The sequence below is a fragment of the Gulosibacter sediminis genome (assembly GCF_023370115.1).
In the GTDB taxonomy this organism is placed as follows: domain Bacteria; phylum Actinomycetota; class Actinomycetes; order Actinomycetales; family Microbacteriaceae; genus Gulosibacter; species Gulosibacter sediminis_A.
This window is the reverse complement of the sequence record NZ_CP097160.1, coordinates 2,538,955-2,560,164: the sequence shown is the minus strand read 5'-3', so window position 1 is coordinate 2,560,164 and position 21,210 is coordinate 2,538,955. Positions and strand designations below refer to the sequence as shown.

General features: G+C 69.3%; 18 protein-coding genes. 8 read left to right on the top strand and 10 right to left on the bottom strand.

Features of this window, described 5'->3' with window-relative positions:
• Positions 1-109: 109 nt before the first annotated feature.
• Genes M3M28_RS11810 through M3M28_RS11795 form a run of 4 tightly spaced genes read right to left on the bottom strand, consistent with a single transcriptional unit; the run spans position 110 to position 6,112 of the window.
• Complete coding sequence (locus tag M3M28_RS11810) at positions 110-1,369, bottom strand: M20 family metallo-hydrolase (protein WP_249386648.1); 1,260 nt, start codon at positions 1,367-1,369, stop codon at positions 110-112.
• Between the two features lie 25 nt (positions 1,370-1,394).
• Positions 1,395-3,056: an amidohydrolase gene (locus tag M3M28_RS11805; RefSeq protein WP_249386647.1), complete on the bottom strand. Its 1,662-nt coding sequence runs from the start codon at positions 3,054-3,056 to the stop codon at positions 1,395-1,397.
• A gap of 9 nt (positions 3,057-3,065) precedes the next feature.
• Positions 3,066-4,736 carry a thiamine pyrophosphate-dependent enzyme gene (locus tag M3M28_RS11800; RefSeq protein ID WP_249386646.1) on the bottom strand — a complete coding sequence of 557 codons (1,671 nt, stop codon included), beginning with the start codon at positions 4,734-4,736 and terminating at the stop codon, positions 3,066-3,068.
• Between the two features lie 41 nt (positions 4,737-4,777).
• Positions 4,778-6,112, bottom strand: a complete 1,335-nt coding sequence (locus M3M28_RS11795) for an MFS transporter (RefSeq protein ID WP_249386645.1) — start codon at positions 6,110-6,112, stop codon at positions 4,778-4,780.
• A gap of 126 nt (positions 6,113-6,238) precedes the next feature.
• On the opposite strand from M3M28_RS11795, the gene M3M28_RS11790 reads away from it, so the two are divergent.
• Entirely contained in the window at positions 6,239-7,489 is a 1,251-nt protein-coding gene (locus tag M3M28_RS11790; protein WP_249386644.1) for a helix-turn-helix domain-containing protein, read from the top strand.
• A gap of 7 nt (positions 7,490-7,496) precedes the next feature.
• On the opposite strand, the gene M3M28_RS11785 is transcribed toward M3M28_RS11790, so the two are convergent.
• The 3 genes from M3M28_RS11785 to M3M28_RS11775 are packed head-to-tail and all read right to left on the bottom strand — an operon-like array spanning position 7,497 to position 10,334.
• Positions 7,497-8,297: a DUF4333 domain-containing protein gene (locus M3M28_RS11785; RefSeq protein ID WP_249386643.1), complete on the bottom strand. Its 801-nt coding sequence runs from the start codon at positions 8,295-8,297 to the stop codon at positions 7,497-7,499.
• A gap of 14 nt (positions 8,298-8,311) precedes the next feature.
• Positions 8,312-9,250 (bottom strand): hypothetical protein, encoded by a 939-nt coding sequence (locus M3M28_RS11780; RefSeq protein WP_249386642.1) that lies wholly within the window; start codon positions 9,248-9,250, stop codon positions 8,312-8,314.
• 4 nt (positions 9,251-9,254) lie between these two features.
• Positions 9,255-10,334: a trypsin-like serine peptidase gene (locus M3M28_RS11775; protein WP_249386641.1), complete on the bottom strand. Its 1,080-nt coding sequence runs from the start codon at positions 10,332-10,334 to the stop codon at positions 9,255-9,257.
• A 134-nt stretch (positions 10,335-10,468) separates the two neighbouring features.
• On the opposite strand from M3M28_RS11775, the gene M3M28_RS11770 reads away from it, so the two are divergent.
• The 4 genes from M3M28_RS11770 to M3M28_RS11755 all read left to right on the top strand — a co-directional run bounded on the left by M3M28_RS11770 (position 10,469) and on the right by M3M28_RS11755 (position 14,285).
• Entirely contained in the window at positions 10,469-11,494 is a 1,026-nt protein-coding gene (locus tag M3M28_RS11770) for an LLM class flavin-dependent oxidoreductase (protein ID WP_249386640.1), read from the top strand.
• Between the two features lie 46 nt (positions 11,495-11,540).
• On the top strand, positions 11,541-13,139 hold the full coding sequence (locus M3M28_RS11765; RefSeq protein WP_249386639.1) for a DUF7059 domain-containing protein: 1,599 nt from the start codon (positions 11,541-11,543) through the stop codon (positions 13,137-13,139).
• Between the two features lie 94 nt (positions 13,140-13,233).
• The gene (locus tag M3M28_RS11760) at positions 13,234-13,806 is read left to right on the top strand and encodes a GNAT family N-acetyltransferase (protein WP_249386638.1); all 573 of its coding nucleotides are present in this window, start codon (positions 13,234-13,236) and stop codon (positions 13,804-13,806) included.
• The gene (locus tag M3M28_RS11755) at positions 13,803-14,285 is read left to right on the top strand and encodes a PPC domain-containing DNA-binding protein (RefSeq protein ID WP_249386637.1); all 483 of its coding nucleotides are present in this window, start codon (positions 13,803-13,805) and stop codon (positions 14,283-14,285) included. The genes M3M28_RS11760 and M3M28_RS11755 overlap by 4 nt, the downstream gene beginning before the upstream one ends.
• 266 nt (positions 14,286-14,551) lie before the next feature.
• Here the strand turns inward: M3M28_RS11755 and M3M28_RS11750 are convergent, their stop codons facing one another.
• Genes M3M28_RS11750 through M3M28_RS11740 form a run of 3 tightly spaced genes read right to left on the bottom strand, consistent with a single transcriptional unit; the run spans position 14,552 to position 17,258 of the window.
• The gene (locus M3M28_RS11750; protein WP_249386636.1) at positions 14,552-15,994 is read right to left on the bottom strand and encodes an MFS transporter; all 1,443 of its coding nucleotides are present in this window, start codon (positions 15,992-15,994) and stop codon (positions 14,552-14,554) included.
• Positions 15,995-16,004: 10 nt separating this feature from the next.
• The gene (locus M3M28_RS11745; RefSeq protein WP_249386635.1) at positions 16,005-16,853 is read right to left on the bottom strand and encodes a M56 family metallopeptidase; all 849 of its coding nucleotides are present in this window, start codon (positions 16,851-16,853) and stop codon (positions 16,005-16,007) included.
• A gap of 15 nt (positions 16,854-16,868) precedes the next feature.
• On the bottom strand, positions 16,869-17,258 hold the full coding sequence (locus M3M28_RS11740) for a BlaI/MecI/CopY family transcriptional regulator (protein WP_249386634.1): 390 nt from the start codon (positions 17,256-17,258) through the stop codon (positions 16,869-16,871).
• Between the two features lie 252 nt (positions 17,259-17,510).
• On the opposite strand from M3M28_RS11740, the gene dnaK reads away from it, so the two are divergent.
• From dnaK to M3M28_RS11725, 3 genes are all read left to right on the top strand, one after another.
• Positions 17,511-19,379 carry a molecular chaperone DnaK gene (dnaK, locus tag M3M28_RS11735; RefSeq protein ID WP_249386633.1) on the top strand — a complete coding sequence of 623 codons (1,869 nt, stop codon included), beginning with the start codon at positions 17,511-17,513 and terminating at the stop codon, positions 19,377-19,379.
• A 2-nt stretch (positions 19,380-19,381) separates the two neighbouring features.
• Positions 19,382-20,092 (top strand): nucleotide exchange factor GrpE, encoded by a 711-nt coding sequence (locus M3M28_RS11730; protein WP_249386632.1) that lies wholly within the window; start codon positions 19,382-19,384, stop codon positions 20,090-20,092.
• A 113-nt stretch (positions 20,093-20,205) separates the two neighbouring features.
• On the top strand, positions 20,206-21,204 hold the full coding sequence (locus M3M28_RS11725; protein ID WP_249386631.1) for a DnaJ C-terminal domain-containing protein: 999 nt from the start codon (positions 20,206-20,208) through the stop codon (positions 21,202-21,204).
• The last annotated feature ends 6 nt before the right edge of the window (positions 21,205-21,210 follow it).

The following is a 21,210-nucleotide window of genomic DNA, read 5'->3' as shown; positions in this document are numbered from 1 at the left end:
TTCTAGCAGCGATGCAGTTAGAACCGCATCGATCGTGGAAAACTGCAGCGGCGGATGCGGTGGTACAGACACGCGCCCGACCACGGCATCCGCCGCTCAAGATTCGTCGCTACGCCTCGACGAACTCGCCGGCGGTTACGCGGCGGAGCACCTCGGTGAGCAGGCGCACGCCGTCGACCATGTCGTCGTCGGTCGTGTACTCGGCCTCGTTGTGGGTGATGCCGTCGACACTCGGCACGAACAGCATGATCGTCGGCACGACGTCCTTCATGTTCGTCGAGTCGTGGCCGGCGAGGGTGCGCACGACCTGCTTCGACAGACCGAGCGAGTCGGCGGCGGATGCGGCGAGCTCGAGTCCGCGGCGGTCGTACTCCTTTGAACCCCAGAGGTGCTCGGCGCCGCGCACGATCTCGCACTTCGAGCGCTCCTCGACCTCGGCGAAGCGGCGGAACAGCTCGGCGTCGGCATCGGCGAGGCGCTGCTCGTCGGTCGCGCGCACGTCGATGAGCAGCTTGACCTCGCTCGCGACGACGACGGGCGAGTTCGGGAACACCGAGATCTCGCCGCACGACGTGATCACCATCCCGTCGTCGTCGGTGAACTTGTCGGCGACGTCGCGCGCCGCGACGATCATCGACGAGGCGGCGAAGAGCGCATCGCGACGGTCGGCGATGACGGTCGCGCCGGTGTGCGCCTGCTCGCCCTTCACCGTGAACTCGTACTTGTTCGCGCCCCACGTCGACTCGACGAGGCCGATTTTGATGCCCGCGTCGTCGAGGCTGCGGCCCTGCTCGATGTGCAGCTCGACGTAGCCGGCGACGTCGAGCGAGAAGTCACCAATGGTGCCGATCGCCTCGAGCGCCTCGCGCACCGTGACGCCGTGCGGGTCGGTGGTCTCGAGCACCTGCTCGGCCGAGATCTTGCCGGTGAACACCGACGAGCCCATCATCGAGGGCTTGAAGCGGCAGCCCTCCTCGTTGAACCAGTTGATCACCGCGAGGTTGAACTTCGGCGCGTACTCGCCAGCGCCAGCGGCGAGCTCGGCGACGGCCTTCGCGGCGTGCGCGCCGGCGAGGACGCCGTACGCGCCGTCGAACTTGCCGCCGAGCGGCTGCGAGTCGAGGTGCGAGCCGACGGCGATGTACGGCGCACCTGGCACGAGCTCGAGCAGCGCGAACTGGTTGCCGACGGCGTCGTAGCGCACGTCGAAGCCGTAGCCCTCGACGAGGCCGCGGAACCAGTTGCGGTTCTGGCCGTCGGCGACGGTCGCGGCCTGGCGGTCAACGCCGCCGCCCGGGGTCGCGCCGTTGCGGCTCATCGAACGGAAGTCTTCGAGGAACGCGGCTGCCGCGGTGTCCTTCGTTGCCATGGTGGGTCTCCTTTGCGGGTTGTGGTTAGGCGCGCGAGTCGAAGCTGGCGGTGCCACCGACGAAGGTGGCGATCACATCGAGCTCGTCGATGCGCGAAGCGGTAAGCGGGGAGTCGCTCAGGGCGACGAAGTCGGCGAGCTTGCCGCGGGTCAGCGTGCCCTTGTTCGCGAGCTGGCCGGTGCCGATGGCCGAGCCGACCGTGTAGGTGCGCAGCGCGGTCTCGGCGTCGACGGCCTCATCCGGGCCCATCACCTGACCAGCCTCGGTCGTGCGGTCGACCAGCGACTGCAGCGCGACGCGCACGTTGTTGATCGCGACGGGGAGGTCGCTCGAACCGGCGACGACGACGCCCGCGTCGAGCAGGCTCTTCGTTCGGTAGAGCCAGCCCTCGCGATCGGGGCCGACCATCTTCATCTCCTGGTCGCCGAGCGGCATCGTGAAGCTCGCCTGCGGCGTCGCGACGATGCGGAGGCGGCCGGCGCGCTCGATCTGGTCGGGGCGCGAGACACCGAAGTGCTCGACGCGGTTCTTCGCGCCGTTGTCGCCGTACTCGGTCTGGCACTCCTCGATGAGGTCGAGCGCGAGGTCGATCGCGGCGTCGCCAATCGCGTGGAGCGCGACCGGCCAGCCGGCGCGGTACGCGGCCCGCACATCCGCCCGGAACTTCTCGGGCGAGTTGAGCAGGTAGCCCTTGTTGTCGCCGCCGTGGTTGTGCAGGCAGAACGACTCGGTCACCGCGGCGGTGCCGCCGAGCAGCGAGCCGTCCATGAAGGCCTTGATGTGGCCGAAGTGCACCCAGTCGTCGCCGAAGCCGGTGGGCACGCCGAGGCTCACGCCGAGTCCCTCGCCCTCGCCACGGAAGTCGGCCGAGTTCGCCGACAGCTCGCTGAGCGAGTCGATCGCGGGCATGAGCGTGGCGCGGGCATGCAAACGCCCGGTGCGGCGCGCGAGCGCGTACCCCGAAGCCTCGATCGGGCTGTGGCCGATCCAGCCGCCGCCGATGCCTGCCTCGCAGAAGCTCGTGATGCCCTCGGCCGCGTAGCGCTCGGTCGCGGCGTCGAGCGCGGCCGCGATCTCCTCGTTCGAGTACGGCAGCAGCAGCGACTGAATCAGGCTCTGCGCCGCCTCCTCGACGAGGCCGGTCGGCGCGCCCGCGTCGTCGCGCACGATCGTGCCGCCGGTCGGGTTCTCGAAGCCGTCCTCGAGGGCGCCGACGAGGCGCAGCGTCGCGGTGTTCGTGATCGCGGCATGGCCCGAGGTGTGGCGAAGGTAGAGCGGGCGGTCGCCGGTGAGCTCGTCGAGCACCTTGATGTCGGGGAACTCGCCGCCGTGGTGCTTTTGGTTGAAGCCGGTGCCGTGCACCCAGGCGTCGGGCGCGGCGCCCGCGGCGTCGAGCCGGGCCACCTCGGCACGGATGCGCTCGTACAGGTCGTCGAGGCCGCGCGCCTGATCGAGTTGAATCGCCGTGAGCCCGAGGCCCCACCAGGTCGTGTGGCAGTGGGCGTCGATGAAACCGGGCACGAGCACGGCGTCGCCGAAGTCCTCTTCGCAGGCGGCGGTGCAGCCGTCGAGCTCCTCGTCGAAGCCGACGATGCGCTCGCCGATCACACCCATGCGGGTGGCCTCGGGGCGGGTGTCGTCGAGGGTGATGATCTTCTTGGCGGACACAATCAGATCGAGTTGCATGACGACTCCTTAGGCGTTCTTCGGCATGGTGTTGCGGTCAATCACGAGGTGGAGCAGCGCGGGGCCGTGCTCGAGCGCGGCGAGCGCCTCACCGAGCGCCGCGCTGAACTCCTCGTTCGAGGTGACCCGAGCGCCGAACGCGGGCGCGGCGTCGGTCTCGTACGCGCGCATCCAGGCCCCGAAGTCGGGGTTCTGCAGGTCGGTGCCCGAGACGCGGCCCGGGTACTCGCGCTCCTGGTGCTGCACGATCGTGCCGTAGCGCGAGTTGTCGACGACGAGGAAGAGCACGGGCAGGTGGTTCGCCACCGCGGTCGCGACCTCCTGGCCGTTCATGAGAAAGTCGCCGTCACCGCACACCGCGACTGCGGGGCGATCGGGGCGCAGGAAGCCGGCGGCGATCGCCGCGGGCACCGCCAGGCCCATCGCGCCGTTGCGGGCGCCTACGAGGCTCGCTGAGCTCGCGTGCGAGAGGTAGCGGTGGCCCCAGATCGTCGCGTTGCCGGCGCCGTAGGTGACGGCGCGGTCGGCGGGCAGGGCGCGCTCGAGCTCGCCGAACGCGACGTCGAGGTCGAGACCGGCCTCGGGGTCGGCCTCGGTCGGCGCAGTGCTGAAGCGGGCCTGCGCGTCGGCGCGGCCGAGCATCCAGGTGTCGTCGCGCGAGCCGCGCACGTCGACGCCGTCGAGGCACTCGAGCGCCTGCGCGAAGGTGTGTGGGGTGGCGAGGATGAACTGGTCGAGTCGGCCCGCGTGCTGCAGCAGCGAGGGGTCGGGCAGCGCGACGACCGTCTCGGCGTCCATCGCCGCGGTGTAGCCCTCGCTCATGACGTCGGAGCGCGTGCAGCCGACGCAGAGGAGCAGGTCGGCCTCGTCGAGCGCGACCGCCATCGAGGCGCCGCGGCCGTAGCCAAGCATGCCGCCCCAGGCGCGCTGCGCATCCTCACCGTGGTGCGGCACGGCGTCGTAGCTGCGGAAATCCGCGAGTACCGGCACGCCAGCGCGAGCGGCGAAAGCGAGCACGCGGGCGCCGTCGTCGCCGTGCCAGGCATCGCCGCCGACGACGAGCATCGGCTTCGAGGCGGCGCGCAGGCGTTCGGCGAGCGCGTCGAGCTCGGCCTCGGCCGGGATGGGTGCGGCGAGCGGCCGCACCTCGGGCACCTCGGCGGCGGTCGTGTGGCGCAGCACGTCCTCGGGCACGCCGATGACGACGGGGCCGGGGCGGCCGGATGCGGCGACCTGCATCGCCTCGGCGACGAGGCTCCCAGCCTGGTCGGCATCCTCGAGCGTCAGCACGCGCTTCGCGGTCGAGCCGAACCAGCTGTGGATCGAAAATTCTTGGAAGGATTCGCGGCTGCGGTCGCGGATCGGCACAAGGCCGACGAAGAGCACGAGCGCGGTCGCATCCTGGTACGCCGTGTGCACGGCGATCATCGCGTTGGCGGCACCCGGCCCGCGGGTAACCATCGCGACGCCGGGCAGGACGGCGCCGTCAGTGTTGCCGAGGCGACCCTCGGCAAGCGCCATGAATCCGGCACCGCCCTCCTGGCGGCACACCACCGTCGAGATGCTCGAGTCATGCAGCCCGTCGAGGATGTCGAGGAAGCTTTCGCCCGGAACGGTGTAAACCCGTTCGACGCCATGGGCTTCCAGTGTCTGCACCATGAGGTGCCCGGCGGACTGCATGAGGTTGAACTCCTATGTTCGAGTGGTTGGGGTGGGTGGAACTAGTGCTTGAAGCCGGGCAGGTTCACGCTGAGGCGCGGCGCGATGAGGCCGGCGACGGCGGTGAACAGCGACAGGAAGACGAGCAGCGCGAGGGCCGGCCACCAGTGGTCGCCGGCGGCCGCGACGGTGCCGGTGGCGACCATCGGCACGAAGCCCGAGAGCATGCCCGCGGTGTTCTGCGCGAGGCCGACGCCGGTGTAGCGAGTCTTCGCGGGGAACAGGCCGGTGAGCACGGTGCCCGAGGCGGCGTAGGGGAACGACAGCGCGGCGACCGCGAGGGTCATGCCGATGATCACGAGGATCTCGACGCCCGAGACGATCATGAAGAACGCGGGCACCGCGGCGATGGCCGAGGCGAGGCCACCCCAGAAGATCACCTTGCTCGCGCCGAAGCGGGCGCCGAGGCGGCCACCGGTGATGAGCACGGGGATCTCGACGACGGCGGCGATCATGCTGCCGAGCAGCATGAGGTCGCTCGAGTAGCCGAGGATGTTCGTGCCGTACCAGACGATGAACGACGTGACGAGGTAGAAGCCACCGACGCCGAGGAGGGCGGCGGCCATGCCGACGATGATCTGCTTCCACGAGCGCTTCAGCGTCTCGGCGAGCGGGCTCTTCACGGTCTCGCCCGACTCGACGAGCTCCTTGAACACCGGCGACTCTTCGAGCTTTGAACGGATGTAGATCGCGATGAACAGCAGCGGAATCGCGGCGAGGAACGGGATGCGCCAGCCCCACGAGTTGAAGGTGTCCTCGGAGAGGAACTTCACGACGAGGAAGAAGCCGCCCGACGAGAAGATGGTGCCGATCGGCGAGCCGATCTGGGGGATCGCAGCGTAGATGGCGCGGCGCTCAAGCGGCGCGTTCTCGACGACGATCGTCATGGCGCCCGACCACTCGCCACCCACGAACAGACCCTGCGCGATGCGCAGCAGCACGAGCAGGATCGGGGCGGCGATGCCGATCGCGGCGAAGTCGGGCAGCGCACCGATGAGGCCGGTGACGATGCCGATGCCGACGATGGTGATCATGAGCACCTTGCGGCGGCCGATGCGGTCACCGAGGTGGCCGAAGATGATGCCACCGATGGGGCGGGCGACGAGGCCGACACCGAAGGTGGCGAACGAGGCCATCGCGGCCGCGGTCGCGTCTTCCGACGCGAAGAAGTGCACGTTGAACACGAGCGCCGCGGCGGCCGAGAACAGGAAGAAGTCGTACCACTCGAGGGCGGTGCCGATCAGCGCACCGAGCGCAACCTTGTTCGCTTCTTTGGTGCTGAGCTGTCGGGTTGCGCCGACCTCAATGTTTGAGGTGGGGGAGTTTTGGGTTGTCATGTGTGCTCCTCTGATGGGGGCGTCGTTGCCAATTGGGGTAAGCCAACCAGGAATTCGGCACGCTTTCGACTGGCATCCGTCGCTAACATCGGCCTCAGATTGTGCAAATGCCCGTATCCTGGGCGAATGATGCAGGACACCCCCGCACAGCCTGACCAGTCACCGACGCCCGTCGCGAAAGCCGAGTTCCCCGAGCTCGCCGAAGCGGCCGGCATCGCGACGATCGATTTCGCGAACTGGCCGCAGCCGGGCGACCGCCGCCGGTGGCGCGAACTGCTCGGCCGAGTCGAGGCCGAGCACCTCGCCGAGCGCTACCTCGTCGCGGTGCGCGAGGTGCCCGAGTATCGCGACCCGCGCATCCCGCTCAGCGAGATTCGCCGCATCGCCTACCTTTCATTCGACGCGCTGCTCGCAACGCTGACGGCGGGTGACGCGAGCCAGCTCATCGCGATCGCGGATGAGGTGGGCGCGACCCGCGCGCGGGCCCAGATTCCGATGGCCTCGCTCATGACGGCGATTCGCCTCGACTTCGCGCTCATCTGGAACGAGATCGTCACGGTTTCGGCGCCGGAGGACGCCGACCTGCTGCTGCGGCACTCGATGCTCGTCTGGCGCGTCGTCGACACCTACGCCCGCGCGACGCAGGAGTCGTACCTCGACGAGGTGCGCCGGCAGTCCGACCTCGCCGCGCTCGCCCGCCGCGCGCTCATCACCGAGCTGTTCCAGTCGCCGCCGCCCCCGCCCGAGCGCTGCGCCTCGATCGCGACCGAGCTCGGCATCCTGCCCGAGGCGACCCTCACGGTCGCCGTCGCGACGGGCGGCTCGGTGTCGGCCCTGAGCACCGCGGTGACGCACCTCGAGCGCATCGGCCTCGAGGTGTTCACGAACTTCAGCGGCCAGAGCCTGCTCGCGTTCTTCAGCCAGCGCGGTGTGCCGGCGAGGGTCGTGCAGGATGCGCTGGCCGAGCTGCGCGAGGTCGAGCTCGGCCTGATCGCCGAGGTCGACGGCTTCGCCGGCCTGCACGACGCCGCCGAGCTCGCGTCAGCCCTCGGCGGCCTCGCCGAGCCGGGCACGGGCCGCGCGCTCACGCCCGCGCGCGACTGGGCGAAGCTGCTGCGGCGACACCTCGAGGAGCGCCGGCTCAGCATCGCCGACGACATCGCGGCCGCGCTCGCGGACTGCGGTGTTGCCGAGCGCGGCAACCTCGAGTCGGCGGTGCGCGCGTACCTGCGCTGCGGCAACGTGGCCGAGGCCGCGAGCGAGACGTTCTGCCACCGCAACACGTTGACCAACCGGCTCAACCGCTTTCACGAGCTCACCGGCGTCGACGTGACCGTGCCCGAGCAGGCCGCGCGGGTCGTGCTCAGCTGGGCGTAGCGGCCGGTTATTCGGGGGCGCCGACGACGAGCTGGCCCGACTGCGAGCCCTGCGTCACCGTGACGGTCTGCGTGCCGCCCGCGTACTCGAACTCGCACTGGAACGACTGGCCCTGCTCGACCTTGATCCAGTTCGGGCAGTCGACCGAGCGCAAGTCGCTCAGGCCGTAGTCGTTGCGCAGCACCTGCGCCACCGAGTCCTCGACCGCGCGGTTGTCGAACGAGTTGTAGTTCGTCGCGAGCAGGTAGCCGGCGATGACGCCGACGACGAGCATGATCGGCAGGCCGAGCACGAGCCACGGCACCGCGCGGTTGCGCTTGCGCTTCGGCTCGGCCGGGGCGGCGGATGCGGGGGCCTGGCCCGGCTGCCCGGCGGTCGGATGCGCGGGGCGGGGGTACGCCGCGGCGCCCGGATGCTGCGGTTGCGTCGCCGCCGTGCCGCCGAGCTGGCTCGAGAGCGAGGGGCCCTGCTGGGGCTGGCCGGGCTGGATGGGGCCGGGCTGCCCAGGCTGGCCGTAGGACTGGCCGCGCGCCGGCACGCCGTACTGGCGCTGCGCATCCTGCTGGCGCTGGGCTGGCTGGTGGGGCTGGGTCGAAGGCGACTGCTGGGGCTGCGCTTGCTGTGCGCCCTGCGGCTGCGGGCCCTGAGCCGCAGTCGACGGCTGCCGTTGGGATGGCTGCGGCTGCTGTGCCTGCGCGGCGCTCGCCTGCGTCTCGCTCGCCTGCCCCGGCTGCGCCATGGGCGGCAGCGGCGGCATGGCGCCGCGGTTCGGCTGCGGCTCGCCGGGTTCGGCTGCGTCGTGCGTCATGGTCGTCCTACTTCCTAAACCTGCGCCAGTTGCTGCAAGAACGTGTCGAGCTGGGATTGCGTGGTGATCTCGTAGAGGTCGTCGTCGGGAATGTCGCCCGCCTCGACCGGCGTCATCTCGGTCGACGCCCGCGTCGAGGTGAGCTCGAAGCCAATCTGCACGGCGAGCTCGCTCGCGTCGGCGCCGGTGATGACGCCGTTGATCTCGACCTTCGTGACGAGGCCGGTCTCGTCGACCCAGAGGTGCATGGGGATCAGCGTCGCGTCGGTCTCCTCGCTCGAGTAGTTCGAGAAGGAATCCGAGATGAGGCCCTGCTCGACGAGCGAGGCGTACGACACGGCGGTCGCGAAGTGCTGGCTGCCGTCCTCGGCCCGCGAGAGCTCGACCGGCACGGTGCCGAGCTGTTCGCGTGACGAGTTCCAGGCGTCGATGAGCGCGCAGGTGTACGACACTGCGAACAGCTGGCAGACATTCTCGGGGGTCTTGGCGCGGCCCAGGTCGCCCGTCGGCACCGAGACCCAGCTGTTGCCCTCGCTCGCGACCTCTTTTACCGCATCCCCGAGCAGGTAGTACGTCTCAGTCTCGCCGCCGCGGTGCGACTGGTCGAACGAGTAGCCCTCGACGTTCGTGTGCAGCTGCGAGACGTAGCTTTCACCGTCGACCGACGTCTCGTACTCCATGTGCAGTGAGCTGTCGGGCGACTCGACGTGGTGGTAGCCGACGGCCTGGAACGCCTCGAGCTCGGCGAGGCCGGTGGTCGTGTCGAGGTTGAGCAGGGCGTCGCCCGCGTCAGAGTGGTAGCTGAGCTTGTCGTCGTGGTTCGCGACCGCCCACGGCTGCACCTCGGAGTTGATGCCGAAGCTCTCGAGGTTCGCGCAGCCCGCGAGCGCGCTCACCGCGAGCAGGGCGCCGAGCGCGCTGGCCGTGACGCGCATCCGCCGGTTCGATGCCATGGCGCTACCCCTCATCCAGGTCGGTGTAGAGGTCGAGCGCCGTCTGCCCGAGCACCGGCGTGTTCGCGGTGCCGCGAATCTCGTCGACGGTCGAGGTGACGCCGACGAGGTAGCCGGTGCCCGTGGTCGCGTCGTAGTCGCTGAGCCAGCCGCCGCCCGACGAACCCTGCGTCATGGTGCACGAGTGCGCGTAGCCGCCCTGCCAGTTCGACTGAAACTGGGTCGAGGCGCACATGTACTCCTCGGTGCCGTCGTACGGCGCGGCCGAGGGGTAGCCGACCTGGGTGAGGTAGTCGACGGGCACGCCGAAGGCGATGCCCTGCGCGCCGGTGACCTCTTGGATCGTCTGGCCGTTCTGCTCCTCGAGCTTGATGAAGGCGAAGTCGTAGTTCCAGCCCTCTTCGCTCGTGAGCATGCCCGACTTGTCGGTGATCGCGCCGTCGATGAACTGCTGCGGCACGACCATCTCGGTTGCGGCCCAGGTGCCGTACGGGGTTTCGCGGCCGTTGTCGCGATCGCCCGGGATGAAGTACATCGACTGCGCGAGCTGGCCCGAGCCGTCGGTCTGCGCGGCGCAGTGCGCGGCGGTCGCGATGATGCTGCCCGAGGTCGAGTTCACGACCGTGGCGGAGCAGACATAGGTGTCGCCGCCGTCGAAGGTGAAGTAGAGGCGGCCGAAGGTGGATGCGCCGAGCCCGCCGCGGTCGAACACCTCGGCGTCGGAGACATCGCCGTAGCCCTGCGGGTCGGCTGGCATCGCGTCGGTCGCCGAGAGATAGGCGCCGGTGGCGGGGTCGCCGGGGCCCGGGGGCAGGCCGTTGTCGGGGGTCTGGTAGTCCATGCCCTCGGCGTTGTCGCGCCGTTCGGGGTCAGACCAGAACTCGTGCGACTCCTGCGGGGTCGCCTCAAACTCCTGGCGCAGGCCCGAGTCGTCGCTGTGCACCTCGGGCAGGAACGGCGAGTAACCGTTGTCAGAGGAGGAGGCGTCGATGTTGCTCACCGCGCAGCCGCTGAGCGCCGCGGTGGCGAGCGCCACGACGGTGGCGAGCACTGCTCGGCCGCGAGTTCGGCCCCAAGCGCGCATGTGTTCCCCTCTCGCGGCGACGGCCCGGTGACCGCCCTGAGTTCCATTGTGCCCGAGCCGATGATCTCCGAATACCCGCGGCGCGCGCATCCGGCGCCGGAATGACCGGCGGGGGTTCTGCGTTATCCCTTCGCATGACTGTGTTCTCGGTGCTCGACCTCATTCCGCTTAACGCCACGCAGACACCGAAGGAGGCGCTCGCCGACTCGCACGCGCTGGTGCAGCGGGCGGATGCGCTCGGGTACGAGCGCTACTGGGTCGCCGAACACCACAACTCGGGCGCGATCGCGTCGACCGCCCCGGCCGTGGCGCTCGCGTACCTCGGCACCGGCACCGAGCGCATCCGCCTCGGCTCGGGCGGCGTGATGCTGCCGAACCACTCGCCGCTCGTCATCGCCGAGCAGTTCGCGCTGCTCGAGGCGATGTACCCGGGCCGCGTCGACGTCGGGCTCGGCCGGGCGCCCGGCACCGACCCGATCACGGCGCGAGCGCTGCGCCGCGACATGTCGCGCGAGACGGTCGACCGCTATCCGTCGGATGTGCTCGAGCTCGCCGGCTACCTCGGCGACGTGCACGAGCAGGTCGACCCCGAGGTGTTCAAGAAGCTGCGCGCGGCCGCCGAGGTGCCGAACACCCCCGAGATCTGGTTGCTCGGCTCGAGCCTCTACTCGGCCGAGCTCGCCGGTGTGCTCGGCATGGCGTACTCGTACGCGAACCACTTCGCGATGAACGGCAACCCCGTGCAGGCGCTCGACCACTACCGCGAGAACTTCCGCCCGTCGGCCGCGCTCGCCGAGCCGAAGGCGATGGTCTCGGCGTCGGTGCTCGTCGCCGACAACATCGAGGAGGGCCGCCGCCTCGACCTGCCGACTCGCGTGTTCAAGTACCAGTTGTTTGCCGGCGAGATCGGCCCGACCATGACACCGGAGGACGCGAAGACGTTCTCGGAGCGCGTCGTGAACGGCGACCTCTGGAAGCGCGCCGCCGGTAGCCAGCACGTCGGCCCCGCCGACCTCGTCGCCGACGGGCTCAAGCGCCTCGTGCAGGTCACCGGCGCCGACGAACTCATTCTGCAGCCGAACGGCTACGACTTCGCGACCCGCGAGCACTCGCTCGTCGAGCTCGCGCGCGAGTTCGGGCTGGACGCCGCCACCGAATAGCGCCGACGCGGCGCCGTCGGGCGGGCGTGGCTGCAAGAATGATGCGGTGACTTCCATCGTGCAGTTTGACGACCCGACCGACGCGCCCGCGACCGACGATCAGGCGCGACTCGACCGCATCCGCGAGGCCCTCGGCGAGGCCGGCTACACCGTCGACGGCGTCGAGGCGCTGCTCGGGGCCGATGCCGCCGCAGCGCTGCACCGCGACCTGCTCGTGCCCGCGATCTTCGTGCTCGAGCGTGACGCCGACAAGAACCCGCCGCTCGCCGCGCTCATCCGGCTGTTCCTGCTCGCCGAGCCCGTGCCGTTCGCCGAGCTGCCGGCGGCCGACGAGCTGCTTGCCGCGCGCATCCTGACCGACCCCGCCGCCGACGGCACCGTGACGCCGCGCTTCGACATTCGGCCCTACGCCGTCGCCTCGGGCGACGACACGGTCGATCTGTTCGTCGCGAGCGACCTCGGTGGCCTGCAGGTGCCCGCCGACCAGCCGCTGCGCCGCGACCACGTCGTCGGCATCGGCCCCGCGACGACGAACCTCGCGCAGCTCACGCCGCGCCAGCCGGTGTCGGCGGCGCTCGACCTCGGGGTGGGGATGGGCGTGCAGACGATGCACCTGCTGCAGCACGCCGAGCGCGTGGTCGCCACCGACATCTCCGAGCGGGCGATCGAGTTTGCGCACTTCAACCTGCTGCTCAACGCGCCGGCGCTCGGGCTCGACCCGGCGAACCTTGCGGCGCGGGTGTCGCTGCGCACCGGCGACCTGCTCGAGCCCGTGACGGGCGAGGAGTTCGACCTCGTCGTGACGAACCCGCCGTTCGTCATCACGCCCCGCCGCGAGGGTGAAGACGCGAGCGAGCAGTACACGTACCGCGACGGCGGCCGCCCCGGCGATCGCCTCGTCGAAGACCTCATTCGCGGCCTCGGCGCGCACCTCACCCGCGGCGGCATCGCCGTGATGCTCGGCAACTGGGAGGTGCACGAGGACGACGAGAACTGGCACTCGCGCCTCGAGACCTGGCCGGGCGAGGAGGCCGACCTCTGGGTGATCGAGCGCGAGCACGCCGAGCCGATCGAATACGCCGACATGTGGCTCAAGGACGCGGCCGAGAACCGCGAGCTCGACAGCTGGCGCGAGCAGTTCACGCGCTACCTCGCCGACTTTGAGTCGCGCAGCGTTGAGTCGATCGGCATGGGCATGCTGCTGCTGCACCGCCCCGAGACGCCCGGTGTCGAGCCGGTGCGCCGCTTCGAGACGCTGCCACACCAGCTCGAGCAGCCGCTCGGCGAGCGAATTCGCGTCACCTTCGACGCCGACGACTGGCTGCGCGAGCGCAGCGACGACGACCTCGCCGACGAGACGCTCGTCGTCGCGGGCGACGTCACCGAGGAGCGCTGGACGCTGCCCGGCAACCCCGACCCCTCGGCGATCCTGCTGCGCCAGGGCGGCGGTTTCCGCCGCACCTTCCCTGAGTCGACCGAGCTCGCCTCGTTCGTGTCGGTCTGCGACGGCGAGCTCACGGCCCGCCAGATCCTCGTCGCGATCGCCGCGCTGCTTGAGGTCGACGAGGATGCGCTGCTCGCCTCGGTGCTCGCGGACGCCCGCACCCTCGTCTCCCTCGGCTTCCTCCGCCCCGCCTGGATGTAGCCCCCGCCGCCACCCTCAGTTACCGGGGGAGGGTGGCTTGGCATTGGCTTAGAAGCGCTGGGGTTCGGGCCCCGAGCGGGGGTATCGTTTTTGGATGCCAGTTACCAGCATTCGACACGCATCCGTGGCCGACATCGACACCCTGGTGAGCATCCATAACCAGGCATGGCAAGAGACCTACGCGGGCAAGATTCCCCAGCACCGCATCGACGAACTCAGCAGCACCGACGAGCGCCGTAACGACTGGGTCGCCGCCCTTGAGCGCGCCCAGCACGACCCCGAGCTGCACGCCTGCATCGGCTTCGTCGACGGCACGCCCGCCGGCTTCGCGCTCGCCTGGCCCTCGGCCGACGCCGATGCGCCCCGCGCCACCGAACTCAAGCTGCTCTACACGCTCCGCATCGCTCATGGCACCGGCCTCGGCCGGGACCTCGTCGACGCCGTGCTCGGCGACCGCGCCGCCTGGCTCTGGATGCTCGACGACAACCCGCGCGCCGAGCGCTTCTACGCGAAGCTCGGCTTCGCCCGCTTCGAGGAGCCGGTCTGGCGCTGGCCCCACGCCGTGAAGCCCGACGTGCGTCTCGCGCGCGACGCGCAGGGCCCGGCCGCGCCCCGGCTCGCGCTCGAGCATCCCGCCACCGCACGAACTCAGGAGGCCTTCGCGTGAGCGAGCCGACCGGCAACTACGGCACCCGCGCGATCCACGGTGACACCTGGACGGCCCGCGAGATCACCGGGGGCTACGTGCTCAGCGTGCACACCGGCAACGAGCTTGTCGCGGCGGTCACCGAGTTCGTCGCGTCGCAGGGCATCTCGGGCGGCAGCATCGAGGGCGTCGGCGCCGTCGCGCGGGCGACCCTGCGCTTCCGCGACCCGGTCGACCTGAGCTACATCGACCGCGAGTTCGATGAGCAGATGGAGATCGTGGCGCTGCAGGGCAACGTCTCACTCAAGGCCGACGTCGAGCCGCGCGAGCCGCTCGTGCACTTGCACATCACGCTCGGCCGCGCCGACTACACGGCGCTCGCGGGCCACCTCAAGGAGACCTGGGTCAACGGGGCGTGCGAGATTGTCATCCGCGCGAGCGAGGCCACGTACAAGACGATGGACGACTCGCTCGGCCTGAACATTTACGCCCTCGACTAGCTCGCCTTCCCGGTGACGTTGTGAACGGTGTGATGGCGAGTGAGTTAGCTCAATGGCGCAACCAGGCAACGAGTCAAGGTGACCCAGCTGTCCCATATTCGGCGCCAGGGGGCATAGCTCCCTCCTGTCCGAATAGTGGGACAGTTGGGTCAGGCTGACCTGCCGTTCGGCGCAATGGTGTCGCGCTGCGCCGCAGGCCGGCCGCGGAGAGCGGAAGGACCCTCGCCGCCGGCCCCAGACGTTCACAACGTGCCAGGCAACAACCGCTAGGTCGCCTGCAGGTCGGTGACCTTCGGCTTCGCCGGCACCGTGAGCATCACGACGAGGCCGATCGCGAGGGTGAGCAGGATGCCCCAGACGCCCGCTTTCGGCACCATCAGCCAACTGATGAACGTGAAGTAGAGCAGGTTCGAGATCCAGCCCGCCGCGCGGCCGGTGGTCGCGTAGAGGCCGAACAGCTCGCCCTCGTGACCGGCCGGCGTCGCGCGCGACAGGTACGTGCGCGACGCGGTCTGCACGGGCCCGACGAAGAGGCAGAGGATGCTCGCGATCACCCAGAACACGATCTTGTCGTTCGAGGTGAACATGAGCACGGTGCCGGCGATGAGCATCGACACGAGCGCCGCGATGATCACCGGCTTCGGGCCGATGCGGTCGTCGAGGCGCCCCGCGAACAGCGTGCCGAGCCCGGCGACAAGGTTCGCGACGACGGCGAAGTAGATAACCTCGCTTGACGAGAAGCCATACACCTGGGCCGCGAGCACGGCGCCCCACGCGAAGATCGCGCCGAGGCCGTCGCGGAAGATCGCGCTCGAGACGAAAAACTGCAGCAGCTTGCGGTCGGTGCGCCAAAGCCGCACGATCGTGCGCCAGAGCGAGACGTACGCCTGCGCGAGCGTCACCTTCGGCACATCCGGGTGGCGCGGCGCCTCGGGCACGCGGAAGATCACCGGCAGCAGGAACCCGGCGAACCAGATCGCCGAGACCACCACGGTGAGGCGGATGTTCAGGGCCGCGCCGTCGGCGCCGGAGGGCGTCGCGAACAGGCCCGAGCCCGGCGCATCGCCGTTGAAGTCCTGAATGAACAGCACGAGCACGACGAGCAGCAGCACGATCGACGCGATGTAGCCGAGGCCCCAGCCCGTGCCCGAGACACGGCCGACGTTCTCTTTCGTCGCCACCTGCGAGAGCATCGCGTTGTAGCTCACCATCGCCAGCTCCGAGAACACGGTGCCGATCGCGAGCAGCAGCGCGCCGAACGCGAGCAGCTTCGCCTCGGGGTAGACGAAGAACATCACGAGCATCGCCGCGATGGTCACGCCCGAGAAGATCACGAGGTAGAACTTGCGCCGGCCCGAGCCGTCGGTCGATCGGCCGAGCGCGGGCGCGAGCACCGCGACGATGATCGCGGCGGCGAGGCTGAGCCCGCTGATGACCTGCTGCGAGCCGGCCTGCGCGGCGAGGTAGATCGGGTCGTTCGGGTCGGCCTGGCCCGCCGCGACGGCGGCCGGGTCGAGAAACAGGTCGGACGCGAGGTAGGTCGCAAACACGAACGTGACGATGACCGCCTGGAACGCCGAGTTGCCCACGTCGTAGAGCTGCCAGGCGAACGATTGCCGCCGCTGCTCCTTCACCGTCAACCGGGTGCCGTCGAGGGTTACGAGATCGCCGCTCTGGGCCGCGTTGGTGGGGGAGTCGTGCCTGCTCACGCCCGGGAGTCTAGGCGGTCTCGGTGACGCTGAGGCGAATCGCCTCGGGCACTTGCGCCGACGCCTTGCGGGGTCGGGTGCTGCGGCGGTGCAGCCGTTCGGCGCGCACGCCCGCGATCGGGTCGTTCGTCACCTCGCCCATGCGCACGAGCGCGTCGGCGAGATTACTCGCGCCGGCCTGGGTGCACGCGGCGTCGTCGGCCGCCAGTTCGGTGAACAGGCGAGTCGCGCGCTGTAGCCCCGAGCTCGCGGCGAGCCACTGCGGCAGCGTGCGCGCGTTCGTCTCGGCGATGCGCACGAGCCAGCTGTGACCCTGCTTGAGGTGCGCGTACTCGTGCGCGAGCACGGCCTGCAGCTGCGGCTTCGTGAGGATCTCCACGAGCGAGGTCGAGTAGAAGATTTCTGGCGCGCGGCCGGATGCGGTGCCCGGTACCGCGCACGCGAACGGCCGCGGTGCGTCGATGCGAATGAGGGTGAGCCCCGGTCGCTCGTCGACCGACACCGCGCGCTCGCGGAAGACGTCGATGACCTCGCGCTCCGACTCCATCACCGGTTCGGCGCCGCGCGAGATCGTGATGATCGTGCCGGCCACGACGATGAGCGCGAGCCACGGCGTCACAAACGCGACGACCGCGTCGAACTCGGCCGTGATGACCGGATGCTCGGGCGGGTTGAGTGTGTCGGAGATCGCGAGCACGATGGCCACGCCGGCGAGCACGTTGCCGAGGGCAAAGCTCGCGAACCAGAGGGTGAGGGCCCGCAGCGGGTAGCGCACCTGCCAGGTGCCGCGCGCGAGCAGCTTTGGCGCCACGATGAGCAGCGCCGAGGCGAGCAGCAGCGAGACGAGGCCGGGGATCATGGTGCCGTGGCGACCCTAGGCGCGGGCCCCGTCGAGGGCGCGGCGGAGCAGGTCGAGGTCGTCCTGGTCGAGGTTGCCGGCGAACTGCATGAGGGCCACCTCGCGGTCGGTGACGCGGTCGAGCGCCTCGAGCATCGTGCTGCTCGCCTGCTCTTCCTGCGAGCGGGTCGCGGTGTAGCGCACCTTGCGCGGCGAGGCCGCCTCGCGCTGCACGGTGCCCTTCTTCTCGAGCCGGCCGAGCACGGTGACGAGCGTCGTGTAGGCGGGCACGCGGTCGCCGTCGCTCGCGGCCGCATCGAACTGCGCCTGAATGTCCTTCGCCGACATCGGGGTCTCGGAATTCCAGAGCACGCGCATGATCTGCGTCTCGAGCTCACCACGCTCGCGTGTGCGAGTTCCCGGCATCTGTCCTCCCAATTCGGCTTCTACGACTTGTCGTAATGGTACGCCGCCCGCGCTGAAAAGGGGATGCGCCAAAGTTGAGTCGAGTTCACTCAACTCTCAGCTTTCCCAACTTGACACGAGCCGGCTCAAGCCTAAACTTGAGGTAGATCGACTCAGGGTTACCCAGGTGGGATTCCCGGGCCTGGTCGAGCGGCGGAACCCCGCCGTAGACAACTTCCCGACCATCGTTCCAACACACAAGGAGCCACACATATGTCACGTGCAGTAGGTATCGACCTCGGTACGACCAACTCCGTCGTCGCGGTCCTCGAGGGTGGCGAGCCGAAGGTCATCGCCAACGCTGAGGGTCTGCGCACCACCCCGTCGGTGGTCGCGTTCGCGAAGGACGGCGACGTCCTCGTCGGCGAGACTGCGAAGCGCCAGGCGGTCACCAACGTTGACCACACCATTGCCTCCGTAAAGCGCCACATGGGCACCGACTGGACCAAGTCGGTCGAGGGTAAGAGCTACACGCCGCAGGAGATCTCGGCGCGCATCCTCTCGAAGCTCAAGCGCGACGCCGAGACCTACCTCGGCGACAGCGTCACCGACGCGGTCATCACCGTGCCGGCCTACTTCAACGACGCCGAGCGTCAGGCCACGAAGGAGGCCGGTGAGATCGCGGGCCTCAACGTGCTTCGCATCATCAACGAGCCCACCGCAGCGGCGCTCGCGTACGGCCTCGACAAGGGTAAGGAAGACGAGCTCATCCTCGTATTCGACCTTGGTGGCGGTACGTTCGACGTGTCACTGCTCGAGGTGGGCAAGGACGACGACTTCTCGACCATTCAGGTTCGTGCGACCGCCGGTGACAACCGTCTCGGTGGTGACGACTGGGACCAGCGCATCGTGGAGTACCTCATCGAGGAGTTCAAGAAGCAGACCGGTGTCGACGTTGCGAACGACAAGATCGCGCTCCAGCGCCTCAAGGAGGCCGCGGAGCAGGCGAAGAAGGAGCTCTCGAACTCGAGCAACACCTCGATTCAGCTCCCGTACCTCTCGCTCACCGAGGCGGGCCCCGCGAACCTCGACGTCTCGCTGAGCCGTGCGAAGTTCCAGGAGCTCACGAGCGACCTGCTGGAGCGCACGAAGAAGCCGTTCCACGACGTCATCGCCGAGGCAGGCGTGAAGGTTTCCGACATCGCCCACGTGGTGCTCGTCGGTGGTTCGACCCGCATGCCCGCCGTCACCGAGCTCGTGAAGGAGCTCACCGGCGGCAAGGAGCCCAACAAGGGCGTCAACCCCGATGAGGTCGTGGCCATGGGCGCCGCCCTGCAGGCCGGTGTGCTGAAGGGCGAGCGCAAGGACGTCCTCCTCATCGACGTCACCCCGCTCAGCCTCGGTATCGAGACCAAGGGTGGCATCATGACCAAGCTCATCGAGCGCAACACCGCGATCCCGACCAAGCGCAGCGAGACCTTCACCACGGCCGAAGACAACCAGCCGTCGGTGCAGATCCAGGTGTTCCAGGGCGAGCGCGAGTTCACCCGCGACAACAAGCCGCTCGGCACCTTCGAGCTCACCGGCATCGCACCGGCTCCTCGCGGGATCCCGCAGGTTGAGGTCACCTTCGACATCGACGCCAACGGCATCGTGCACGTCTCGGCGACTGACAAGGGCACCGGCAAGGAGCAGTCGATGACGATCACCGGCGGCTCGAGCCTGCCGAAGGAAGACATCGACCGCATGGTGCGCGAGGCGCAGGAGCACGAGGCCGAAGACAAGAAGCGTCGCGAGGCTGCCGAGCAGCGTAACGTCGCCGAGACCACGGCCTACCAGGTCGAGAAGGTCATCAAGGAGAACGAGGACAAGCTCCCCGCCGACGTCAAGAACGAGGTGCAGGGCGACGTCGACGCGCTGAAGACCGCGCTCGCCGGTGACGACGACGACGCAGTGAAGACCGCGTTCGACAAGCTCAACGAGTCGCAGACCAAGCTCGGCGAAGCGATCTACGCTTCGCAGCAGGAGGCCGGCGAGGCTCCGCATGCGCCCACCGAGGGTGACGCGGGTCAGGCGGCCGACGATGACGACATCGTGGACGCCGAGATCGTCGACGACGAAGACGAGAACAAGGACAAGTAGCAATGAGCGACCAGAACCCGAACGACAACCAGAACGAGCGCGAGGAGCCGATCGTCAACGACAAGCGACGCATCGACCCTGAGACCGGGAAGGTTCGCGGGGAGGGTTCGGCCGCCGCTGATGCCGAGGTCGAGTCGGATGCTTCGGGCACCGACTCGGCCCCGGCCGGCGACGAGGCTGCTGAGGACCTCCCCACCATCTCGGAGGACGACCTGAACTCGTTGCTCGAGGAGGCCATGCAGGCCTCGACCGCGAGCGACTCGCAGGGCGACGCCGAGCCTGAGCCCGCCAACGAAGAGGAGCACAGCTACCTCACCGATCTCAAGCGGGTGCAGGCCGAGTACGCGAACTTCCGCCGCCGCACCGAGCGTGAGAAGGAGGAGCTCGCAGCGCTCTCGACCGCGAAGGCGGCCAAGCAGCTGCTGCCCGTGCTCGACGACCTCGACCGCGCCGACGCTGCGGGTGACCTGCCCGAGGGCAGCTCGTTCCAGGTGATCGCGAGCAAGCTACGCGCGGCCATCGAGCGACTCGGCGTCGTGCGCTACGGCGAGAAGGGTGAGCCCTTCGACCCGCAGCAGCACGAGGCGATTGCGCAGCTGCCGAACCCCGAGGTGACCGAGGCGACCATCGCCGACGTCGTTGAGGTGGGCTACCGCATCGGCGACCGCGAGATTCGCGCGGCGAAGGTCGCGGTGTTCGTCCCCGCGAGCTAATCGCGCACCTGAGTGTGGCCCCGGATGGGGAATGCGGCAGGTGCACCACACCCCCCCCCGCATTCCCCATCCAGCTGCGAGGCGCATCCCGCCTCGCGTGAAAGGAGCAGCGTATGGCCAGCCAGGACTGGTTCGAAAAAGACTTTTATAAGACGCTCGGGGTCGACAAGGACATCAGCGAGGCCGACCTGAAGAAGGCCTATCGCAAACTCGCGCGCAAGTACCACCCCGACTCCAACCCGGGCGACACTGCGGCCGAGGACAAGTTCAAGGAGATCTCCGAGGCGTACGACGTGCTCAGCGACGACAAGACGCGCAAAGAGTACGACCAGATTCGCGCCATGGGCTCGGGCGCCCGCTTCTCGGCGGGTCCGGGTGGCCCCGGCGGGCAGCCCGGCTTCGACGACCTCTTCGGCGGCCTGTTCAACCAGGGCGGCGGCGGGTACTCGTACCGCGGCAGCCAGGGCGGCGCGGGGGGCTACGAAGACCTCTTCAACATGTTCGGCCAGGGTGCCGGCGCGCCCGGTGGCTTCGGCGGTGGCTTCCGCCAGGCCGGGCCGCAGCGCGGCGCCGACCAGCGCGCGCAGACGACCCTGAGCTTCATGACCGCCTTCCGGGGCGACACGATCGACCTGCAGGCTGGCGACGGCCGGGTCATCACCGTGCGCATCCCGGCGGGGGTCAAGGACGGCCAGAAGATTCGCCTGCGCGGCAAGGGCGCGCAGAGCCCGAACGGCGGCGAGCCCGGCGACCTCATCCTCGAGGTGTCGGTGCGCTCGCACCCCGTGTTCTCGCGCGACGGCGACAATATCATCGTCACGGTGCCCGTCACGTTTGCCGAGGCCGTCAATGGCGCGAATATCGAGGTACCGACGCCCGACGGCAAGACCGTCAAGGTGCGCGTGCCCGCGCACTCGCCGTCAGGCAAGCGCCTGCGAGTTAAGGAGCGCGGCGTGCCCCGCAAGCGCGGCCGCGGCGATTTGCTCGTGCGCATCGAGGTCGCCGTGCCCAAGAGTCTCAACAACGAACAGCGCAAGGCGCTCGAGGACTTCGTCGCCGCAAGCGGTGACGAAGACCCCCGTGCCGAGCTGATGCGCGCGGCACGCAGCTAGCGAGAA

What these genes read in the sequence shown, in the direction of transcription:
- M3M28_RS11810 (WP_249386648.1), bottom strand. Translation starts at nt 1,369, where the DNA reads ATGGCAACGAAGGACACCGCGGCAGCCGCGTTCCTCGAAGACTTCCGT.
- M3M28_RS11805 (WP_249386647.1), bottom strand. Translation starts at nt 3,056, where the DNA reads ATGCAACTCGATCTGATTGTGTCCGCCAAGAAGATCATCACCCTCGAC.
- M3M28_RS11800 (WP_249386646.1), bottom strand. Translation starts at nt 4,736, where the DNA reads ATGCAGTCCGCCGGGCACCTCATGGTGCAGACACTGGAAGCCCATGGC.
- M3M28_RS11795 (WP_249386645.1), bottom strand. Translation starts at nt 6,112, where the DNA reads ATGACAACCCAAAACTCCCCCACCTCAAACATTGAGGTCGGCGCAACC.
- M3M28_RS11790 (WP_249386644.1), top strand. Translation starts at nt 6,239, where the DNA reads ATGATGCAGGACACCCCCGCACAGCCTGACCAGTCACCGACGCCCGTC.
- M3M28_RS11785 (WP_249386643.1), bottom strand. Translation starts at nt 8,297, where the DNA reads ATGACGCACGACGCAGCCGAACCCGGCGAGCCGCAGCCGAACCGCGGC.
- M3M28_RS11780 (WP_249386642.1), bottom strand. Translation starts at nt 9,250, where the DNA reads ATGGCATCGAACCGGCGGATGCGCGTCACGGCCAGCGCGCTCGGCGCC.
- M3M28_RS11775 (WP_249386641.1), bottom strand. Translation starts at nt 10,334, where the DNA reads ATGCGCGCTTGGGGCCGAACTCGCGGCCGAGCAGTGCTCGCCACCGTC.
- M3M28_RS11770 (WP_249386640.1), top strand. Translation starts at nt 10,469, where the DNA reads ATGACTGTGTTCTCGGTGCTCGACCTCATTCCGCTTAACGCCACGCAG.
- M3M28_RS11760 (WP_249386638.1), top strand. Translation starts at nt 13,234, where the DNA reads ATGCCAGTTACCAGCATTCGACACGCATCCGTGGCCGACATCGACACC.
- M3M28_RS11745 (WP_249386635.1), bottom strand. Translation starts at nt 16,853, where the DNA reads ATGATCCCCGGCCTCGTCTCGCTGCTGCTCGCCTCGGCGCTGCTCATC.
- M3M28_RS11740 (WP_249386634.1), bottom strand. Translation starts at nt 17,258, where the DNA reads ATGCCGGGAACTCGCACACGCGAGCGTGGTGAGCTCGAGACGCAGATC.
- dnaK (WP_249386633.1), top strand. Translation starts at nt 17,511, where the DNA reads ATGTCACGTGCAGTAGGTATCGACCTCGGTACGACCAACTCCGTCGTC.
- M3M28_RS11730 (WP_249386632.1), top strand. Translation starts at nt 19,382, where the DNA reads ATGAGCGACCAGAACCCGAACGACAACCAGAACGAGCGCGAGGAGCCG.
- M3M28_RS11725 (WP_249386631.1), top strand. Translation starts at nt 20,206, where the DNA reads ATGGCCAGCCAGGACTGGTTCGAAAAAGACTTTTATAAGACGCTCGGG.